This window comes from Bordetella tumbae, assembly GCF_965139195.1.
In the GTDB taxonomy this organism is placed as follows: Bacteria; Pseudomonadota; Gammaproteobacteria; order Burkholderiales; family Burkholderiaceae_B; genus Bordetella_A; species Bordetella_A tumbae.
In genome coordinates, this window is the sequence record NZ_CBCSJH010000025.1 from 35,574 (window position 1) to 50,902 (window position 15,329).

Sequence of the window (15,329 nt, forward strand, 5' to 3'; positions counted from 1 at the left end):
AGGACTGACCATAAAAATACGGAGACCTCGATGAACCCCTGCCCCACCGAGTTGAACTTTGCCAGTCACCTGGCGGCACTGAACGCGCCACGCGCCGCCAAGCTGGCCTATATCGACGACACGCGGCGCATCACGTATGGAGAGTTGGCCGAGCGCGTCGCGCGATGTGCCGGCGCACTAAGGCAACTGGGATTGCGCCGCGAAGAGCGTGTGCTGCTCTTGATGCATGACAACGTGGACTGGCCTGTCGCATTTCTAGGGGCACTGCATGCGGGCATCGTGCCGGTCGCGGTCAACACGCTGCTGACGCCCGAGGATTATGCCTACATTGCCGGGCACTGCCGTGCGCGCGCGGCATTGGTATCGGGGGAATTGCTAGGTACGCTGCAGACCGCTTTAGGCAAGGGTCCGCACGAGATCGAAAACATCATCGTATCTCGCCCCGCAGGCGCGTTGCCGGCGGGAAACCGGGATTTCGGGCAGTGGCTGGCTGACGCGCCGCTGGCGCCAGCCGTACGCACCCTATCCGATGAGATCGCCTTCTGGTTGTACTCGTCGGGATCAACAGGCAAGCCAAAAGGCGTAGTGCATACCCATGGCAATCTCTGGCACACGGTAGAGCTCTATGCCAAACCCGTTCTGGGCATACGCGAAGACGATATCGTGTTTTCAGCAGCCAAGCTGTTTTTCGCCTATGGGCTGGGCAATGGGCTGAGCTTTCCGCTGGCGGTTGGCGCAACAGTGGTCGTCATGAGCGAGCGCCCCACGCCACAAGCCGTATTCAAGCGCCTGACCGAACATCGTCCCACCGTGTTTTACGGTGTGCCCACGCTCTACGCCAGTATGCTCGCCAGCCCTGACCTGCCGGCGCGCGAACAAGTGGCCATGCGAGTCTGTACCTCTGCCGGTGAAGCCCTGCCGCGCGATATCGGCGAACGCTTCACGCGTCATTTTGGTTGCGAGATCCTGGACGGGATCGGCTCGACCGAGATGCTGCATATTTTCCTGTCCAATCAGCCGGGCAGTTTGCGCTATGGCACCACGGGTAAACCGGTGCCGGGATATGAGGTGCAATTACGCGATGAGGACGGCCGCATCGTCGCCGCAAATATGATCGGCGATCTGTATATCAAGGGGCCCAGCACGGCGCTGATGTACTGGAACAACCGCGATAAGACGCGGCAATGCTTTCAGGGGGAATGGCTGAAAAGCGGCGACAAGTATCAATGCGATGCGGACGGCTATTACACCTATGCGGGCCGCAGCGACGACATGATAAAGGTCAGCGGCCAGTATGTGTCGCCGGTAGAAGTCGAGAACGTGCTGATTCAACATGAGGCCGTCCTGGAGGCCGCGGTGATCGGCGTTCCCGATCATGACGGACTGATCAAAACCAAGGCCTATGTGGTGCTGCGCCCGGGATTTCAACCCAATGCCGATACCGGCGAGGCACTGCAGCAATATGTGAAGCAGCATCTGGCGCCGTTCAAATATCCGAGGCAAATCAACTTTACCGAGGACCTGCCGAAAACGGCGACAGGAAAAATACAACGCTTCCGGTTGCGGCAATTGGAAAGCAACGAGATTTCCCGGAGCATTGCATGAATACGGCCGCCACCGTCAAGGTCCTCGATACACAAGGCACGCAGACTGCGTGGGCCGATCTGCACGTGCAGGGACGCTCGATGCGCCTGGAATATCGCTGGCTATCGCCCGAACGGCAGGATGCCCCGCTGTTGATATTCCTGCACGAAGGACTGGGCTCGGTCGCCATGTGGAAAGACTGGCCGCAGCGCGTGTGCGATGCAGCGGCCTGCCGTGGGTTGGTGTTTTCACGCTATGGCTATGGGCAATCCACGCCGCGCCCAGCGGCAGAAAAATGGCCCGTGACATTCATGCACGATCAGGCGCGCGAAATCTTGCCTGCGCTCTTGAAGGCGCTGCATATCGATGCCGAACGCGATCGCCCTATCCTGTTTGGCCATAGCGATGGCGGCTCGATTGCATTGCTCTATGCCGCCATGCATCCTCAGGCTATCGCCGGCCTCGTGGTTGCGGCCCCTCACGTGTTCGTCGAGGACGTCACCATCGCCCATATCGAGCAAGCGCGCCAAGCCTACTTACACACAGACTTGCCCGCCAAGCTGGCGCGCTATCACGCCGATGCGGATTCGGCATTCTGGGGATGGAACGACATCTGGCTGAATCCCGCATTTCGCGCCTGGAATATTCAGGAATATTTGCCGCGTATCAAATGCCCTGTATTGGCGATACAGGGCCAGGACGATGAGTACGGCACGATGGCGCAGATTCACAGCATTCGCGAAGCGGCTGCACAAGCACGATTGTTGAAAATTCCTGATTGCCGTCACTCCCCGCACATAGACCAACCCGATGTTGTCATCAGGGCTGTCGCTGAATTCATCGACGGCCTGAACAAGCACGGCTGAGCTCGCGAGCCTGCCAACAATAACCAGGAGACAAACCATGATGCATCGCGCCCTGAATCGCGCCGTGATTGCCAGTGCACTCGCGTTGACCGCCAGTCATGCACTGGCTGCGGACAAAATCAAAGTGGGGTTCATGCTGCCCTATAGCGGCACCTATGCCGCACTGGGCACTGCCATTGAAAATGGATTCAAGCTCTACGTCGCGGAACAGGGAGGCAAACTCGGTGGACGCGAGCTGGAGTATTTCAAGGTCGATGACGAGTCCAATCCGGCCAAGGCATCGGAAAATGCCAATCGCCTGATCAAACGGGACCAGGTCGATGTGGTGATCGGCACGGTGCACTCGGGTGTGGCCATGGCGCTGGCCAAAGCGGCCAAGAGCAGCGATACCACGCTGATCGTCACCAATGCCGGCGCTGACGCCATCACCGGCGCCATGTGTGGACCGGGCATTTTCCGCACCTCGTTCTCGAACTGGCAACCGGGTTATGCCATGGGCCCGGTGGCGGCTGCCAAAGGTCACAAGACGGCGGTAACGATTACGTGGAAATATGCCTCGGGCGAAGAACAGATGGCAGGATTTCGCGAGAGCTTTGAAAAAGCCGGCGGCAAGATCGTCAAGGACTTGACGCTGCCCTTTCCCAATGTGGAGTTTCAATCGCTCTTGACGGAGATCGCTTCGATCAAGCCCGACATGGTGTTTGCCTTTTTTGCCGGCGGCGGCGCGGTGAAGTTCGTACAGGACTACCACGCGTCCGGCCTGCAGAAATCCATCCCGCTCTATGGCACAGGTTTTCTCACCGATGGCACGCTGCCCGCACAGGGCAATGCCGCACAAGGCCTGCTCACCACGTTGCATTATGCCGACGGCCTGAACACGCCACGCGACAACGCTTTTCGCGCGTCCTATGCCAAGGCCTATAACGACCTGCAACCCGATGTCTATGCGGTGCAAGGCTACGATGCCGCGCAACTCATGCAAAGCGGCTTGACTGCCGTGCAGGGCAACATCGCGGACAAGGCCAAGTTCCGCGATGCCATACGCAGCGCCACGATAGACAGCCCGCGCGGCAAATTCACGCTATCTGCGGCCGGCAATCCAGTGCAGGATTTCTATCTGCGTGAAGTCTCCGGCAAAGAAAACAAAGTCGTTGACGTCGCAGTCAAGCAGTTGGCTGATCCCGCTCAGGGCTGCAAGCTCTGATCACCGGGCGCGAATGCCATCATGGATACCAGCACCTTTCTCATCCAGTGCCTCAATGCCCTGCAACACGGTCTGCTGCTGTTTCTGGTCGCCAGCGGTCTGACATTGATCTTTGGCATCATGGGCATCATCAATCTGGCGCATGGCAGTTTTTACATGATCGGCGCCTACATGGCATTCGCGCTGAATCCGCTGGTCGAGCGGTGGCTGGGCGGCGGCTTTGTCACGACGCTCGTGCTGTGCGTCGTATTGGCCATCGTGCTCGGCTATGTGCTGGAGGCGGCGTTCTTCAGCTATCTGTATCGGCGCGATCATCTGCAGCAAGTGCTGATGACCTATGGGTTGATCTTGGTATTTGAGGAAATCCGCAGTCTGCTGGTAGGCAATGATGTGCATGGCGTACCGGTACCTGCCTGGCTCGCCGGCAGCGTGCCCTTGGGCGATATTCTCACCTATCCCGTTTATCGGCTGTTCATCTCGGCGGTCGGCATCGGCGTGGCGATATTGCTTTATTGGGTCCTGACGCACACGCGTCTGGGCATGATGGTGCGGGCAGGCGCCAGCAACCGGGAAATGATCGGTTCGCTCGGCATCGACATCAATCGTCTATACCGCATCGTATTCGCGGCAGGCGTCGCGTTGGCGGCATTGGCAGGCACGATTGCTGCCCCGGTATCGTCGGTCTATCCCGGCATGGGCAATAGCGTGCTGATCATGTGCTTTGTCGTGGTGGTGATCGGCGGCATCGGCTCGATTCGCGGCGCGTTTCTGGCAGCCATGTTGGTGGGGACGGTCGAGACTTTTGGCCAAGTGTTATTCCCATCGGCGGCCGGCATTCTGGTGTACGTGCTGATGGCCGTCATTCTCCTGTGCAAGCCCGAAGGGCTGTTCAAGCAGGGTTAGGCATGGGGCAGCTGATGAACTACGCACGCAAACTGATCCCTATTGCCGTACTGCTCGTACTCGCCGTCTTTCCGCTGTCGGGTAATGACTACTACATCGGACTGGCGATCAAGATCATGATCTATGCGATCTTTGCGCTCAGCCTGCAATTGCTCGTGGGCGGGGCGGGATTGATCAGTCTGGGGCACGCAGCATTCTTTGGCATTGGCGCTTATGCCGCAGCATTGTTGTCGCCGGAATCAGAGGCTGGAGGACTGTTGTGGCTGCTCGTGGCAGCGCTGGGCAGCGCAGCGATCTATGCATTGATCACGGGAGCCCTCGCGTTGCGCACGCGTGGCGTCTATTTCATCATGGTGACCTTGGCCTTTTCGCAAATGGCCTATTACGTGTTTCACGACACGGACATCGGAGGAGGCAGCGACGGGATTTATCTGTATTTCCGCCCACAGATCTCATTGGCGAACTGGATGCCTTTCGATCTCGAAAATCCTGGCGCCTATTACCTGTTTGTCCTGGTCTGTCTGGCATTGACATGGGGCTTTCTGGCCCTGCTCGGACGTTCGCCCTTTGGCGCAGCGCTGACGGGCATTCGCTTGAATGAACAACGCATGCGGGCTGCCGGTTATTCCACCTTTCCGTACAAGCTGACGGCTTATGTCATCGGCGCCACGTTGGCGGGGCTGGCGGGGTTTCTCTATGCATTGAAGGATGGTTTCGTTACGCCGGAGCTGCTGACCTGGGAGCAGTCTGGATTGGTGTTGCTGATGGTCATTCTGGGCGGCATGCATCGCCTCGGCGGCGCAGTGCTGGGCACCGTGACGCTGATCCTGTTGCAAGAGCTCTTTCAGTCGCAAGCCCTGTTTGGCGATTATGCAAAGCACTGGCATCTGACACTGGGGCTGGCCATCATCGCGCTGGTCGCGTTGTTGCCTAATGGCTTGGCCGGGCTGCCTGCTCAATGGCGCGAACGCCGCGAAGCGCGTCTCGCTGCCGCATCAGGCACGCCGAACAACGCGGCTGCAGCTCAGTCCCTATCCATTTCTGGAGGCCCTCATGCCTGACACCATGTTGGCCGCACGCGGCATCACGCGCCGTTTTGGTGGCTTGGTCGCCGTCAATGAGGTGTCGTTGGATTTGCATCGCGGCACCGTACACGCCGTGATCGGAACCAATGGCGCAGGCAAATCCACGCTCATCAACATTCTGTCCGGTGAGTTGCCTGCCAGCGCGGGCCAGGTCCTGATGAATGGCCAGGACATCACCGCCTGGCCACAGCCTCAGCGAGCGCGCCAAGGCCTGGGACGCAGCTATCAACGCTCAACGATTTTCCCCGCACTCAGCGTGTTCGAGAACTGCCGGTTGGCAGCGCAGGCCGGCAATCCGAGGTTCTGGCACTGGTGGCGGCGAGCCGATGGCTGCGCCCGCAGCCGCGAGCTCGCCCACCATGCGCTGGAGCGCACAGGTCTGGCCAGCCGCGGCAGCACCCCTGCAGGCCTGCTGCCGCACGGCCACAAGCGTCAACTGGAAATCGCCATGTGCCTGGCTGGCGAGCCGCAAGTGCTGTTGCTGGACGAACCGCTGGCAGGCATGGGCCCCGAAGAAACCGAACGCATCCTCGCCTTGTTGCAAAACCTGAAGACCGAGCACGCGATCTTGCTGGTGGAACACGACATGGATGCGGTATTCGGCAACGCCGACCGCATTACGGTGATGGTTAACGGTTGCGTCATCGCCTGCGGCAGCCCCACAGATATCCGGGCCAACCCGCAAGTCCAGGACGCCTATCTGGGAGACGGCTCATGCACGCACTGATCGACGCCAGCGGCCTGCATAGTTACTACGGCGCGAGTCACATACTGCGAGGTATTGATTTGCAGATCAGTGCAGGCGAATCCGTCGGGCTGGTGGGCCGCAACGGCATGGGCAAGACCACCCTGATTCGCACACTGATGGGACATGTGCGCAGCCGCCAGGGGCAGTTCGCTATAGGCGGCAAAGACTGCACCCGGGCACAACCGCACGCCATTGCACGTCTGGGCCTGGCATATGTCCCAGAGGGGCGCGGCGTGTTTCCGAATCTCAGCGTGCGCGAAAATCTGCTCGTCGCGGCGCGCCCCGGCACACGAGGGCAGACGGACTGGACCTATGAGCGCGTGCTCGCGACCTTTCCGCGTCTGGCCGAGCGCCTGCATCACGGCGGCCAGCAATTGTCCGGCGGCGAACAGCAGATGCTGGCCATCGGCCGCGCCTTGACCACTAACCCCAACCTCCTGATCCTGGACGAAGCCACAGAAGGACTCGCGCCGCTGATTGTGGCCGAGATCTGGAAGATCGTCGCCGCAATCCGCGCCACGGGTATGTCGACCCTGATCGTCGATCGCAACTACCGGGCAGTCCTGGCACACACCGATCGATGCCTGGTCATGGAAAAAGGCCGTATCGTGCACGAGGGCGCCAGTCCAGCGCTGGCGTCGCAGCCCGAACAGTTGGCGCGCTATCTGGGAGTGTGAGCCCAGTGAGGCCGACTCAGGGGAAATCCCGGTCGTGCTCTCGCCATTTTCCAGGCACTCTGTGCAGGCCCGCAATCCATAACACTCAGACCAACCTCACTGGCGGAGACAAGCTTATGGCATTTCATTTTTCCCGCAATGGCGGTAAACGGCCGGTGCGCCGCGCCATCCTGACAACCTTGCTGTCGGTGATTGTCGCCGGCACCGCCTGGCAGAGCCGTCCCGTCCAGGCTGCAGATACCTGGCCCGGCAAGCAGATCAAAGTCATCGTGCCGTACACCCCTGGCGGTGCCACTGATACCGTCACTCGCGTCGTGATGGAAAAGCTCTCGGCACGGCTGGGCCAGGCCATCATCATCGAAAACCGGCCGGGCGCCAATAGCACCTTGGGCTCTGCCATCGCCGCCAAAGCCGAGCCCGATGGCTATACCTTCTTGAGTATTCTGCCGGCTTACGTCATCAACACGCATCTGTACCAGCTCACGTTTTCTCCCGACCAGCTCGAACCCGTCGTCCACATGGCCGATCTGCCGCTATTTCTGTTTGTCAGCAAGGATTTGCCGGTCAAGACACTGGCCGAGCTGATCGAATACGGGCACGCACATCCTGACACACTGACCTATGCCTCTAGCGGGACGGGATCCAGCGCGCATTTGACAGGAGCAGACTTTGCGCTGCAAGCCAAGATCAAGATGACGCATGTGGCCTACAAGGGTAGCGCGCCCATTCTGACGGATCTATTGGCTGGACGCGTATCCATGGTATTTGATCCGATTCTTGTCCCTATGCAATATGTGAAGCAAGACAAACTCAAGGTGCTCGCTTTCACGGGAAAAAAACGCTGGGCTAGCGAACCCGATGTTCCCACTATGGAAGAAGCTGGCATCCCCGGATTTGTCACCGGATCATGGGCCGGATTACTAGCTCCGGCGGGGACGCCCAAGCCCATCATCGATCGCATGGCTAAGGAAATCAGTGAGATTGTCCACGAGCCTGACGTCACCCAGAAGTTCCTGGATGCAGGCTTTTTGCCAACCGGCAGTACCCCCGGTGAGTTTGCTGAATTGATGCGTACCGACTCTAAGCGCTACGCGAAGATCATCAAAGAGGCGAATATCACGGTCAACTAATGTGGCCAGCCTGCGGAGCACCGCCGTACGCCCTATCGGCGAACCGGCATAACCGCACCGCAGCATCACTCGCATGTTCATTTCGCACGGCCAGCACGATGGGATAACCCAGCGGCTGGCCGTGGGATGTGCAGAGATCAATGTATTGCACACCGGGTATGCCAATGCAGCGTGTGGATGCGGGGATCAGAGCAATACCCAATCCTAGTCGCACCAGCGTCAGTGTGGCCAATAAATCGGGCTCGGACTGCAAGACTTGCACCTGTGCACCGACTTGCTGCAGGATGACGCTGACTGCCGCGTGATAGCCGGGACTGGCCGTATGCGGATAATGCGTGACGAGTTTTTCGTTCGACAGCTCCGGCAAGCTCACCGAGGTTTTGCCTGTCCATCGATGAGTGACAGGCACGGCGAGACAAAAACGCTCCAGGCCAAATGCCTGTGTCTGCAAATGCGGATAGCTGCCGCCTCCCGGTACGCATACCCCTACGTCGATGCTACCGTTCTCCAGCGCAGAGATGATTTCTTGTGTGGAACCGGTACTGAGCGACAGGCGGATGCCGGGCTCCACCGCCTGAAAGCGCTCAAGTAGCGAAGGCAGCAACGTCAGCATGGCACTATCAATACTTTTGATCCGCAGCACCTCATGCGAGCCCTGTGCGGCCCCACGCGCCACCTCCACTGACACCTCTGACTGTCGCAACAAATAGCGGGCTTCGCGCAGAAATACGACGCCCGTGGGCGTCAGTGACACAGCCGAACGTGTGCGGTCAAATAGCGGCGCCCCTACGACCTGTTCCAATCGCTTGATGGCCGCACTGAGTGGAGGCTGCGTCATACACAGGCGTGTGGCTGCGCGCCGAAAATTCAGTTCTTCGGCGACCACGATAAACTGGCGGAGTTGTTTCAGTTCCAAAGTGCTCTCTCGGCTTACGATACCGAATCACTTCAACGTAATGCCCGTACGCTTCACCACATCCGTCCAGTAAATTTTATCGCTAGCGATCATCGCATTGAACTGTGTCGGCGTGATATCGCGCGACTCGATAGCCCGTTTGGCGAGCGCATCGCGAAATGCCAGGTTGGCGACGACATTTGCCCAGGCATCTTGCAGCCGTTGACGCACCGTATCGCTCAACCCTGCCGGCGCAAAAATACCCAACCAGCTCTCGGGCTCCAACCCGCCGATCCCCTGCTCTGAAAACGTGGGGACTTGGGGCAGCGCAGTCAGGCGCTTTTTGCCCGTCGAAGCCAATGCGCGAATACGCCCAGTGTGAATAAGGTCTTCGGAGCCTGCTACCGTTTGCAGAGAGAAGTCGACCTCACCGCTCAACAGAGCCAGGATCGCAGGATTTTGGCCTTGATAAGGTATATGCACTACGTCCAACTTCTGCACGATGCTCAGTTGCTCGGCCATCACGTGGGATGGAGCCCCCACACCGCCTGAAGCGTAGGTGTACTGACCGGGATGCGCCCGGATCAAGTCGATTAATTCGGCGGTATTCCGTGCCTGGATTTTCTGCGGATTCACCATCAGCACGAACGCTTGATCGCCTAGATAGCCAATGGTGGTAAAGCTTTTCAGGGGGTCATAATCGACCTCCGGCCTCAACACCTTGTTGATCACCATGCCGAACGATCCCAGACCCAGCGTATAGCCATCAGGCTGGGCCTTGGCGAGGCGAGCGGCACCAATCGTCCCACCCGCACCCGCGTAGTTCTTTACCACCACAGCTTGATGCAGCTCTTTGCCCAGCGCGTCCGCGGCCAAGCGCGCCGCCACGTCCAGCAGTCCTCCAGGCGCATAGGGCACGATTATCTCGATCGGGTGATCGGGAAAACTCTGGGCACAGGCCGCGTTGGCGGCCATGATCATCGTCAAGCCTAACAATGCGCGTCGGACGAGGCGCGTAAAAACACGATTCATGCGGTATTCCCCTTGTATGGTTCTTGTGATCATCGCTCGGCCGGGATTACGCCGCTGCATTTGCCGTGGCGCGCAGTGAGTCGATATAGGCGTTGGGCAGTTCCAGCGCAGCATTTCGACGACGTAGCCATAGCGCATGATCCGAGTCGCTATGCATGATTTGCTCGGAGGGCAGCGTTGGCCAACTGGGCGCGCGCAACCACATGCGCAGCAAATGCCGCCGATTTTCGATCTCTGGACTGTCCTCGTAATGCGTACGGCCGTGCAAGATAACGCGGTTGTTCAGAAACTGGATATCGCCGTCCTGGAATTGCATATCCAGGTAATACTCGGGAGACTCAGCCATGATCTCAATAGCCTTTACGGCGTCCAGGTCTGCATCGCTCAACCGAGCATGCCCGGCCTTGGCGGCATTACGGATATAGCTGCCCAGGAAATAGCAGGCTACCTGCTGCGGCCAATCCTGCAACCGCGTATAGACAGGAATAGGCGACACACTGGTGCGCCGTCCATCACCGAGTTGAGCGTCCTTCTCGCCCCGCATGAAGGTAAACCCGGCATACAACCGTGCTAACAGATCAGGTCTGGATTGTGCTAGCGCGTCGTGGATTGCCAGCGCACTGGAGATACGGCTCGCGCCCCCCGAACGCGCCGTACGCAGGCACATCAGACCGATGATGTCGCATGAGTCGGTGTGCATGTTCATTTCGCCACCGTTCTGGTAGGCGCGTGCCACGTCTCCATAGCCGGATAAATTCAATACATGACCCAGCAATTCGCCGCGATGAGACTGGGACATGGGGATACCCAGATAGATCGATAGTCCGAAGTAGATCTGTGCCATCTGATCGGCGTCGAACTGGTCGCGCGGCAAGCCTCGCAACATGGCAAAGCCTTTGCCCGCGTGCAGCTGCCGCGCTACCGCACCCAGTTTATCCGCGACACGATTGAGTGGAAATTCCGCTTGAGCCAAGGGCAAAGTCTTAGGGGGACGATGCGTACCGAGATAATCCAGCGCCTGGCGGATTTCGGCTATGTCGTCCGAGTCGAACTGCACCAGGCATTCGCGCATCCAATCAACGTCCGGGCCCCGCCAAGCGGAAGGCGCTCGCGTCGGAGACAAGGAAGATAAGACAGACATATCGCTCTCTTGGGTCGTTTTGAAGTGGACCTAGTATCGATGGCGAGTACTGATATGTCTAATCCTATTGAAGCGATCCTCTGATACTTTTGAAGCGAATTTTCGATGGCCTCAGGTGCCAGGCAGTCCTGCTGTATCCAACGAAAATGCTGCGGCGGCCCGTCCAATACGATCATTGACCGCACGCCACGCCGCATCCATCGGGGGTGCCTGCACCACAATGCGGGCATAACTGCTGCGATCGAGCTCGCGCAACATCGCATAGAGCGATTGCGCATAACGATCAGGATCCTTTGCCACCACATGCCAAGCGATATGCGAATTCATCTCGGCGGGAGCATTGTCGAAAGCCACGACGGCGATGCGGCCGTCAGGCATATCGATGCCGCGAATCACTTCGGCCAGGCGTTGAGACGTTGCCAGCTCCAGCGGCGTGTGCGGTGCGTAGTGGGCTTTTAGCGTGCCTGATGCACGTGGCGCGGCGTCATCGGGCATGCCTACGGGCTCGACCAACACGGCCTCGATCTGCGCGGGGGTAATATGACCGGGCCGCAACAACACAGGACCAACACCCTGCGCTAAACGTGACAGATCGAGAATGGTCGATTCAATCCCCACATCGGATGGGCCGCCGTCCAACACCGGCATGCCTTGCGCGACCTCGTCTGGAAACTCGTTACGCACATGGTCCGCATGCGTCGGTGATACTTGGCCAAATTTGTTGGCCGACGGGGCCGCTACGCCGCCCTGCCCATTGGGCTTTCCAGCTGCGAACGCACGAAGCAAGGCTTGGGCCACAGGATGCGAAGGGCAACGCAAACCGATGCTATCTTGCCCACCGCTGACCACGTCGCCTCTATGTGGCACACGCGGCAGGATCAGCGTCAATGGACCGGGCCAAAAGGCCTCGATCAAACGCTGGGCCTGAGGGGGAATCTCGCGAGCCCAATAGTGCAGATCCGCGCCGGGCGCGACGTGCACGATCACGGGATGATTGGAGGGACGTCCTTTCGCGGCATAAATGCGCGCGACGGCCTGCGGGTTTTCCGCGTCGGCGCCCAGGCCATAAACCGTCTCTGTAGGAAACGCGACCAGTTCGCCCGCCAACAGCCGATCCGCTGCACGGGCAATCGATACTTCATCGACAGGACTGCTGGCGCCCGCATCGCGCCTGGCATTTGCACCGGCAGACATTTCGGACGAAAAAGACGATCGCGTTGACATGGTGTTATTCGGGTGCAGCCATGCCCAGCGCAGCGGCAACGCGCGCGGCATCGGCACGCGCTTGATCCAGGGTCGCGGCGACTACGGTCACGTGACCCATTTTGCGGCCCCGGCGGGCTTCGTGTTTGCCATACAGATGGAGTTTGGCAGACGGCACCGCCAGCGCAGCCGACCAGTCGGGCTCACGAGGCGTCGTCGCGCCAGGCTCGAACCAGATATCGCCCAGGATGTTCAACATGACAGCGGGGGCCAGCAATGCAGTGCTGCCCAAGGGCAAACCCGCCATGACGCGCGCTTGCTGTTCGAATTGGCTGCTGACACAGGCATCGATGGTGTAGTGGCCGCTGTTGTGCGGACGCGGCGCGATTTCGTTGACGATCAGACTGCCGTCGGTCAATACGAAAAACTCGACGCACAGCACACCGTGGTAACCCAACCCCTGTGCAATGGCGCGTGCAGCCTCGGTAGCCTTGGCCTGCCGTTGAGCGTGTGCGGGATCGCTATCAGTAGCCGCCACTGTCGATACAGCCAGAATCCCATCGCGATGCAGATTGCGTGCGACCGGAAAGACGACATCTGCGCCATCAAAACCGCGTGCCAGGACGACGGAAATTTCGTAGTCCAGCGGCATCAGGGCCTCGAGCACGCACGGCACGCCGTCGAACTCGGCAAAGGCGGCTTGCGCCTCGGCGCGCGTGGCTACGCGTGCCTGGCCTTTACCGTCGTAACCCAAGCGGGCGACTTTCAGGATGCCCGGAAACAGCGTAGCCGGTGCATCAAGCAAATCCTGTTGCGCGCGGATCGCGGCATGCGGGGCAACAGGAATGCCCTGGGCTGCGATGAAGGTTTTTTCGGCAATGCGATCCTGGACAACAGCCACGGCGTCGCCGGCTGGGCTGACGCGGCATTGCGCTGCGGCCAATGCGCGCAGGCTGTCTGCCGGCACATTTTCGAACTCGGTCGTCACCGCGCGGCAGCTACGGGCGAGCTCAGCCAAACCCTCCGCGTCGTCATAGGCTGCCTGAATATGACGATCCGCCACGACGGCAGCAGGGCCGCCGGCGTCTGGGTCCAGCACGACCACGCGATAACCCAGGCTTTGCGCAGCGTGGCAGAACATCCGGCCCAGTTGGCCGCCGCCCAGCATTCCCAGCCAGTCGCCAGGTGCAATCGTGAAAGAATCAGTAGAAGAAGTCATACGCATAAGCGGCCCGCCACGCGGGCTCGTGGCAAGGTCAGGGCTGCGGGGGAACGATCATGTTGCGGGCCGCTTCAGTCTGGCGGGCACGGAATGCCGTCAGTTGGCGGTGCAACGCGTCGTCGGTCGTGGCCAAAGTGGCGATCACGTGCAAAGCAGCGTTCGCGGCGCCGGCCTCGCCGATGGCAAAGGTCGCGACCGGCACGCCCTTGGGCATTTGCACGATGGACAAGAGGGAATCCTCACCGCGCAAGTAGCGCGACGGGACGGGGACACCGAACACGGGAACCTCGGTCAGCGCGGCCATCATGCCGGGCAGATGGGCAGCGCCCCCTGCCCCGGCAATAATGCCGCGCAGGCCGCGGGAACGCGCCGCGGCGCCATATTCCGCCATGTCCTGCGGCATGCGATGCGCCGAGATGACGCGCGCCTCATACGGCACGCCAAAGGCCTCCAGCATGTCTACGGCGTTTTTCATGATGTCCCAGTCACTGGAGGAACCCATGATCACGCCCACCACAGGGGTAGCCGGCGCAGAGGCGGAAGAAGTCGTCGTCATAGCTAAATCGCAAGGCAAGAAGGCGCCGCGCCAGGGCGCGACGAGCGGAAAACCTGGTATTTTACCCGGCCTTTGCCTGCGGGCTGCGCAGCGTGCCCCGACGCGCCAACAAAAACGGGGCTCTACGCCCCGTTTTATCTATCCCACCGGCCGTGTAACGCCGGAACACCACATACGACCGCGCTTACGCCATCAGGCGATCCAGCGCCTCGCGGTATTTTGCGGCGGTTTTTTCCAGGACTTCTTGAGGCAGACGCGGGGCCGGCGGGGTTTTGTCCCAGGTCTGGGTTTCCAGCCAGTCGCGCACGAATTGCTTGTCGAACGACGGGGGGCTGATGCCTTCGCGATAGCCGTCGGCGGGCCAGAAACGCGACGAATCGGGTGTCAAGACCTCGTCCATCAGGTACAGCTGGCCGTCGTCGTCCAGGCCGAATTCGAATTTGGTGTCGGCAATGATGATGCCCTTGGTCGCGGCAAAAGCGGACGCCTCGGCGTACAGACGCAGGGTCACGTCACGAATACGCTCGGCCATTTCCTGGCCGACTTCGTTCACCACATGGGAAAAATCGACGTTTTCGTCGTGCGTGCCGAACTCGGCTTTGGCCGCCGGCGTAAAAATCGGCTCGGGCAGCTTGCTGGCCTGGTTCAGCCCGGCGGGCAGCTTGATGCCACACACGGAGCCGGTGGCTTGGTAGTCTTTCCAGCCCGATCCGATCAGATAGCCGCGCGCCACGGCCTCGACCAGGATGGGTTTCAGGCGCTTGACCACAACGGCGCGGCCACGCACTTGGTCCAGCTCGTCGGGAGCGACCACGTCCTCGGGTTTCACGCCCGTGGAATGGTTCGGCAGAATGTGCGCGAGCTTGCTCAGCCAAAACTCCGTCAACTCGGTCAGGACCTGGCCTTTGCCGGGGATGGGGTCGTCAAGGATCACATCGAACGCGGAAATGCGGTCGGACGCGACGATCAACAATTTGTCGTCACCCACGGCGTACATGTCGCGGACCTTGCCGCGACCCAGTAGCGGCAGAGATTTGATGCTGGATTGGTGCAGAGCGGAAGTCACGGATCGGCCTATCGCAA

The 15,329-nt window shown here is 60.0% G+C and carries 15 protein-coding genes; 8 read left to right on the forward strand and 7 right to left on the reverse strand.

The window, feature by feature from the left end; all coding sequences use genetic code 11:
* The first annotated feature begins 30 nt into the window (after positions 1 to 30).
* From ACNA0J_RS21040 to ACNA0J_RS21075, 8 genes are all read left to right on the forward strand, one after another.
* Positions 31 to 1,605 (forward strand): benzoate-CoA ligase family protein, encoded by a 1,575-nt coding sequence (locus tag ACNA0J_RS21040; protein WP_415820828.1) that lies wholly within the window; start codon positions 31 to 33, stop codon positions 1,603 to 1,605.
* On the forward strand, positions 1,602 to 2,450 hold the full coding sequence (locus tag ACNA0J_RS21045) for an alpha/beta fold hydrolase (RefSeq protein ID WP_415820829.1): 849 nt from the start codon (positions 1,602 to 1,604) through the stop codon (positions 2,448 to 2,450). The genes ACNA0J_RS21040 and ACNA0J_RS21045 overlap by 4 nt, the downstream gene beginning before the upstream one ends.
* Before the next feature lie 40 nt (positions 2,451 to 2,490).
* Complete coding sequence (locus ACNA0J_RS21050; RefSeq protein WP_415820869.1) at positions 2,491 to 3,654, forward strand: ABC transporter substrate-binding protein; 1,164 nt, start codon at positions 2,491 to 2,493, stop codon at positions 3,652 to 3,654.
* A 21-nt stretch (positions 3,655 to 3,675) separates the two neighbouring features.
* Positions 3,676 to 4,557 (forward strand): branched-chain amino acid ABC transporter permease, encoded by an 882-nt coding sequence (locus ACNA0J_RS21055; RefSeq protein ID WP_415820830.1) that lies wholly within the window; start codon positions 3,676 to 3,678, stop codon positions 4,555 to 4,557.
* Positions 4,558 to 4,571: 14 nt separating this feature from the next.
* Positions 4,572 to 5,618, forward strand: a complete 1,047-nt coding sequence (locus ACNA0J_RS21060; protein ID WP_415820831.1) for a branched-chain amino acid ABC transporter permease — start codon at positions 4,572 to 4,574, stop codon at positions 5,616 to 5,618.
* Positions 5,611 to 6,369 carry an ABC transporter ATP-binding protein gene (locus tag ACNA0J_RS21065; RefSeq protein ID WP_415820832.1) on the forward strand — a complete coding sequence of 253 codons (759 nt, stop codon included), beginning with the start codon at positions 5,611 to 5,613 and terminating at the stop codon, positions 6,367 to 6,369. Before ACNA0J_RS21060 ends, ACNA0J_RS21065 begins: the two co-directional genes overlap by 8 nt.
* Positions 6,357 to 7,067, forward strand: a complete 711-nt coding sequence (locus ACNA0J_RS21070; protein ID WP_415820833.1) for an ABC transporter ATP-binding protein — start codon at positions 6,357 to 6,359, stop codon at positions 7,065 to 7,067. The genes ACNA0J_RS21065 and ACNA0J_RS21070 overlap by 13 nt, the downstream gene beginning before the upstream one ends.
* Positions 7,068 to 7,183: 116 nt before the next feature.
* Entirely contained in the window at positions 7,184 to 8,197 is a 1,014-nt protein-coding gene (locus ACNA0J_RS21075) for a Bug family tripartite tricarboxylate transporter substrate binding protein (protein ID WP_415820834.1), read from the forward strand.
* Here the strand turns inward: ACNA0J_RS21075 and ACNA0J_RS21080 are convergent.
* The 7 genes from ACNA0J_RS21080 to ACNA0J_RS21110 all read right to left on the reverse strand — a co-directional run bounded on the left by ACNA0J_RS21080 (position 8,190) and on the right by ACNA0J_RS21110 (position 15,312).
* On the reverse strand, positions 8,190 to 9,113 hold the full coding sequence (locus ACNA0J_RS21080) for a LysR family transcriptional regulator (RefSeq protein WP_415820835.1): 924 nt from the start codon (positions 9,111 to 9,113) through the stop codon (positions 8,190 to 8,192). The two genes, ACNA0J_RS21075 and ACNA0J_RS21080, sit on opposite strands and share 8 nt — an antisense overlap.
* 27 nt (positions 9,114 to 9,140) lie before the next feature.
* The gene (locus ACNA0J_RS21085; RefSeq protein WP_415820836.1) at positions 9,141 to 10,124 is read right to left on the reverse strand and encodes a Bug family tripartite tricarboxylate transporter substrate binding protein; all 984 of its coding nucleotides are present in this window, start codon (positions 10,122 to 10,124) and stop codon (positions 9,141 to 9,143) included.
* Positions 10,125 to 10,170: 46 nt separating this feature from the next.
* The gene (locus ACNA0J_RS21090) at positions 10,171 to 11,265 is read right to left on the reverse strand and encodes a TauD/TfdA family dioxygenase (RefSeq protein ID WP_415820837.1); all 1,095 of its coding nucleotides are present in this window, start codon (positions 11,263 to 11,265) and stop codon (positions 10,171 to 10,173) included.
* Positions 11,266 to 11,376: 111 nt separating this feature from the next.
* Positions 11,377 to 12,459: an L-threonylcarbamoyladenylate synthase gene (locus ACNA0J_RS21095; protein WP_415820870.1), complete on the reverse strand. Its 1,083-nt coding sequence runs from the start codon at positions 12,457 to 12,459 to the stop codon at positions 11,377 to 11,379.
* A 34-nt stretch (positions 12,460 to 12,493) separates the two neighbouring features.
* Complete coding sequence (locus tag ACNA0J_RS21100) at positions 12,494 to 13,687, reverse strand: 5-(carboxyamino)imidazole ribonucleotide synthase (protein ID WP_415820838.1); 1,194 nt, start codon at positions 13,685 to 13,687, stop codon at positions 12,494 to 12,496.
* Between the two features lie 37 nt (positions 13,688 to 13,724).
* Complete coding sequence (gene purE / locus ACNA0J_RS21105; protein ID WP_415808532.1) at positions 13,725 to 14,246, reverse strand: 5-(carboxyamino)imidazole ribonucleotide mutase; 522 nt, start codon at positions 14,244 to 14,246, stop codon at positions 13,725 to 13,727.
* 184 nt (positions 14,247 to 14,430) lie between these two features.
* A complete protein-coding gene (locus ACNA0J_RS21110) occupies positions 14,431 to 15,312 on the reverse strand; it encodes a phosphoribosylaminoimidazolesuccinocarboxamide synthase (RefSeq protein WP_415820840.1) in 882 nt (293 codons plus the stop codon).
* Positions 15,313 to 15,329: the final 17 nt, after the last annotated feature.

What these genes read in the sequence shown, in the direction of transcription:
- ACNA0J_RS21100 (WP_415820838.1), bottom strand. Translation starts at nt 13,687, where the DNA reads ATGACTTCTTCTACTGATTCTTTCACGATTGCACCTGGCGACTGGCTG.
- ACNA0J_RS21045 (WP_415820829.1), top strand. Translation starts at nt 1,602, where the DNA reads ATGAATACGGCCGCCACCGTCAAGGTCCTCGATACACAAGGCACGCAG.
- ACNA0J_RS21070 (WP_415820833.1), top strand. Translation starts at nt 6,357, where the DNA reads ATGCACGCACTGATCGACGCCAGCGGCCTGCATAGTTACTACGGCGCG.
- ACNA0J_RS21050 (WP_415820869.1), top strand. Translation starts at nt 2,491, where the DNA reads ATGCATCGCGCCCTGAATCGCGCCGTGATTGCCAGTGCACTCGCGTTG.
- ACNA0J_RS21090 (WP_415820837.1), bottom strand. Translation starts at nt 11,265, where the DNA reads ATGTCTGTCTTATCTTCCTTGTCTCCGACGCGAGCGCCTTCCGCTTGG.
- purE (WP_415808532.1), bottom strand. Translation starts at nt 14,246, where the DNA reads ATGACGACGACTTCTTCCGCCTCTGCGCCGGCTACCCCTGTGGTGGGC.
- ACNA0J_RS21055 (WP_415820830.1), top strand. Translation starts at nt 3,676, where the DNA reads ATGGATACCAGCACCTTTCTCATCCAGTGCCTCAATGCCCTGCAACAC.
- ACNA0J_RS21075 (WP_415820834.1), top strand. Translation starts at nt 7,184, where the DNA reads ATGGCATTTCATTTTTCCCGCAATGGCGGTAAACGGCCGGTGCGCCGC.
- ACNA0J_RS21095 (WP_415820870.1), bottom strand. Translation starts at nt 12,459, where the DNA reads ATGTCTGCCGGTGCAAATGCCAGGCGCGATGCGGGCGCCAGCAGTCCT.
- ACNA0J_RS21085 (WP_415820836.1), bottom strand. Translation starts at nt 10,124, where the DNA reads ATGAATCGTGTTTTTACGCGCCTCGTCCGACGCGCATTGTTAGGCTTG.
- ACNA0J_RS21060 (WP_415820831.1), top strand. Translation starts at nt 4,572, where the DNA reads ATGAACTACGCACGCAAACTGATCCCTATTGCCGTACTGCTCGTACTC.
- ACNA0J_RS21065 (WP_415820832.1), top strand. Translation starts at nt 5,611, where the DNA reads ATGCCTGACACCATGTTGGCCGCACGCGGCATCACGCGCCGTTTTGGT.
- ACNA0J_RS21040 (WP_415820828.1), top strand. Translation starts at nt 31, where the DNA reads ATGAACCCCTGCCCCACCGAGTTGAACTTTGCCAGTCACCTGGCGGCA.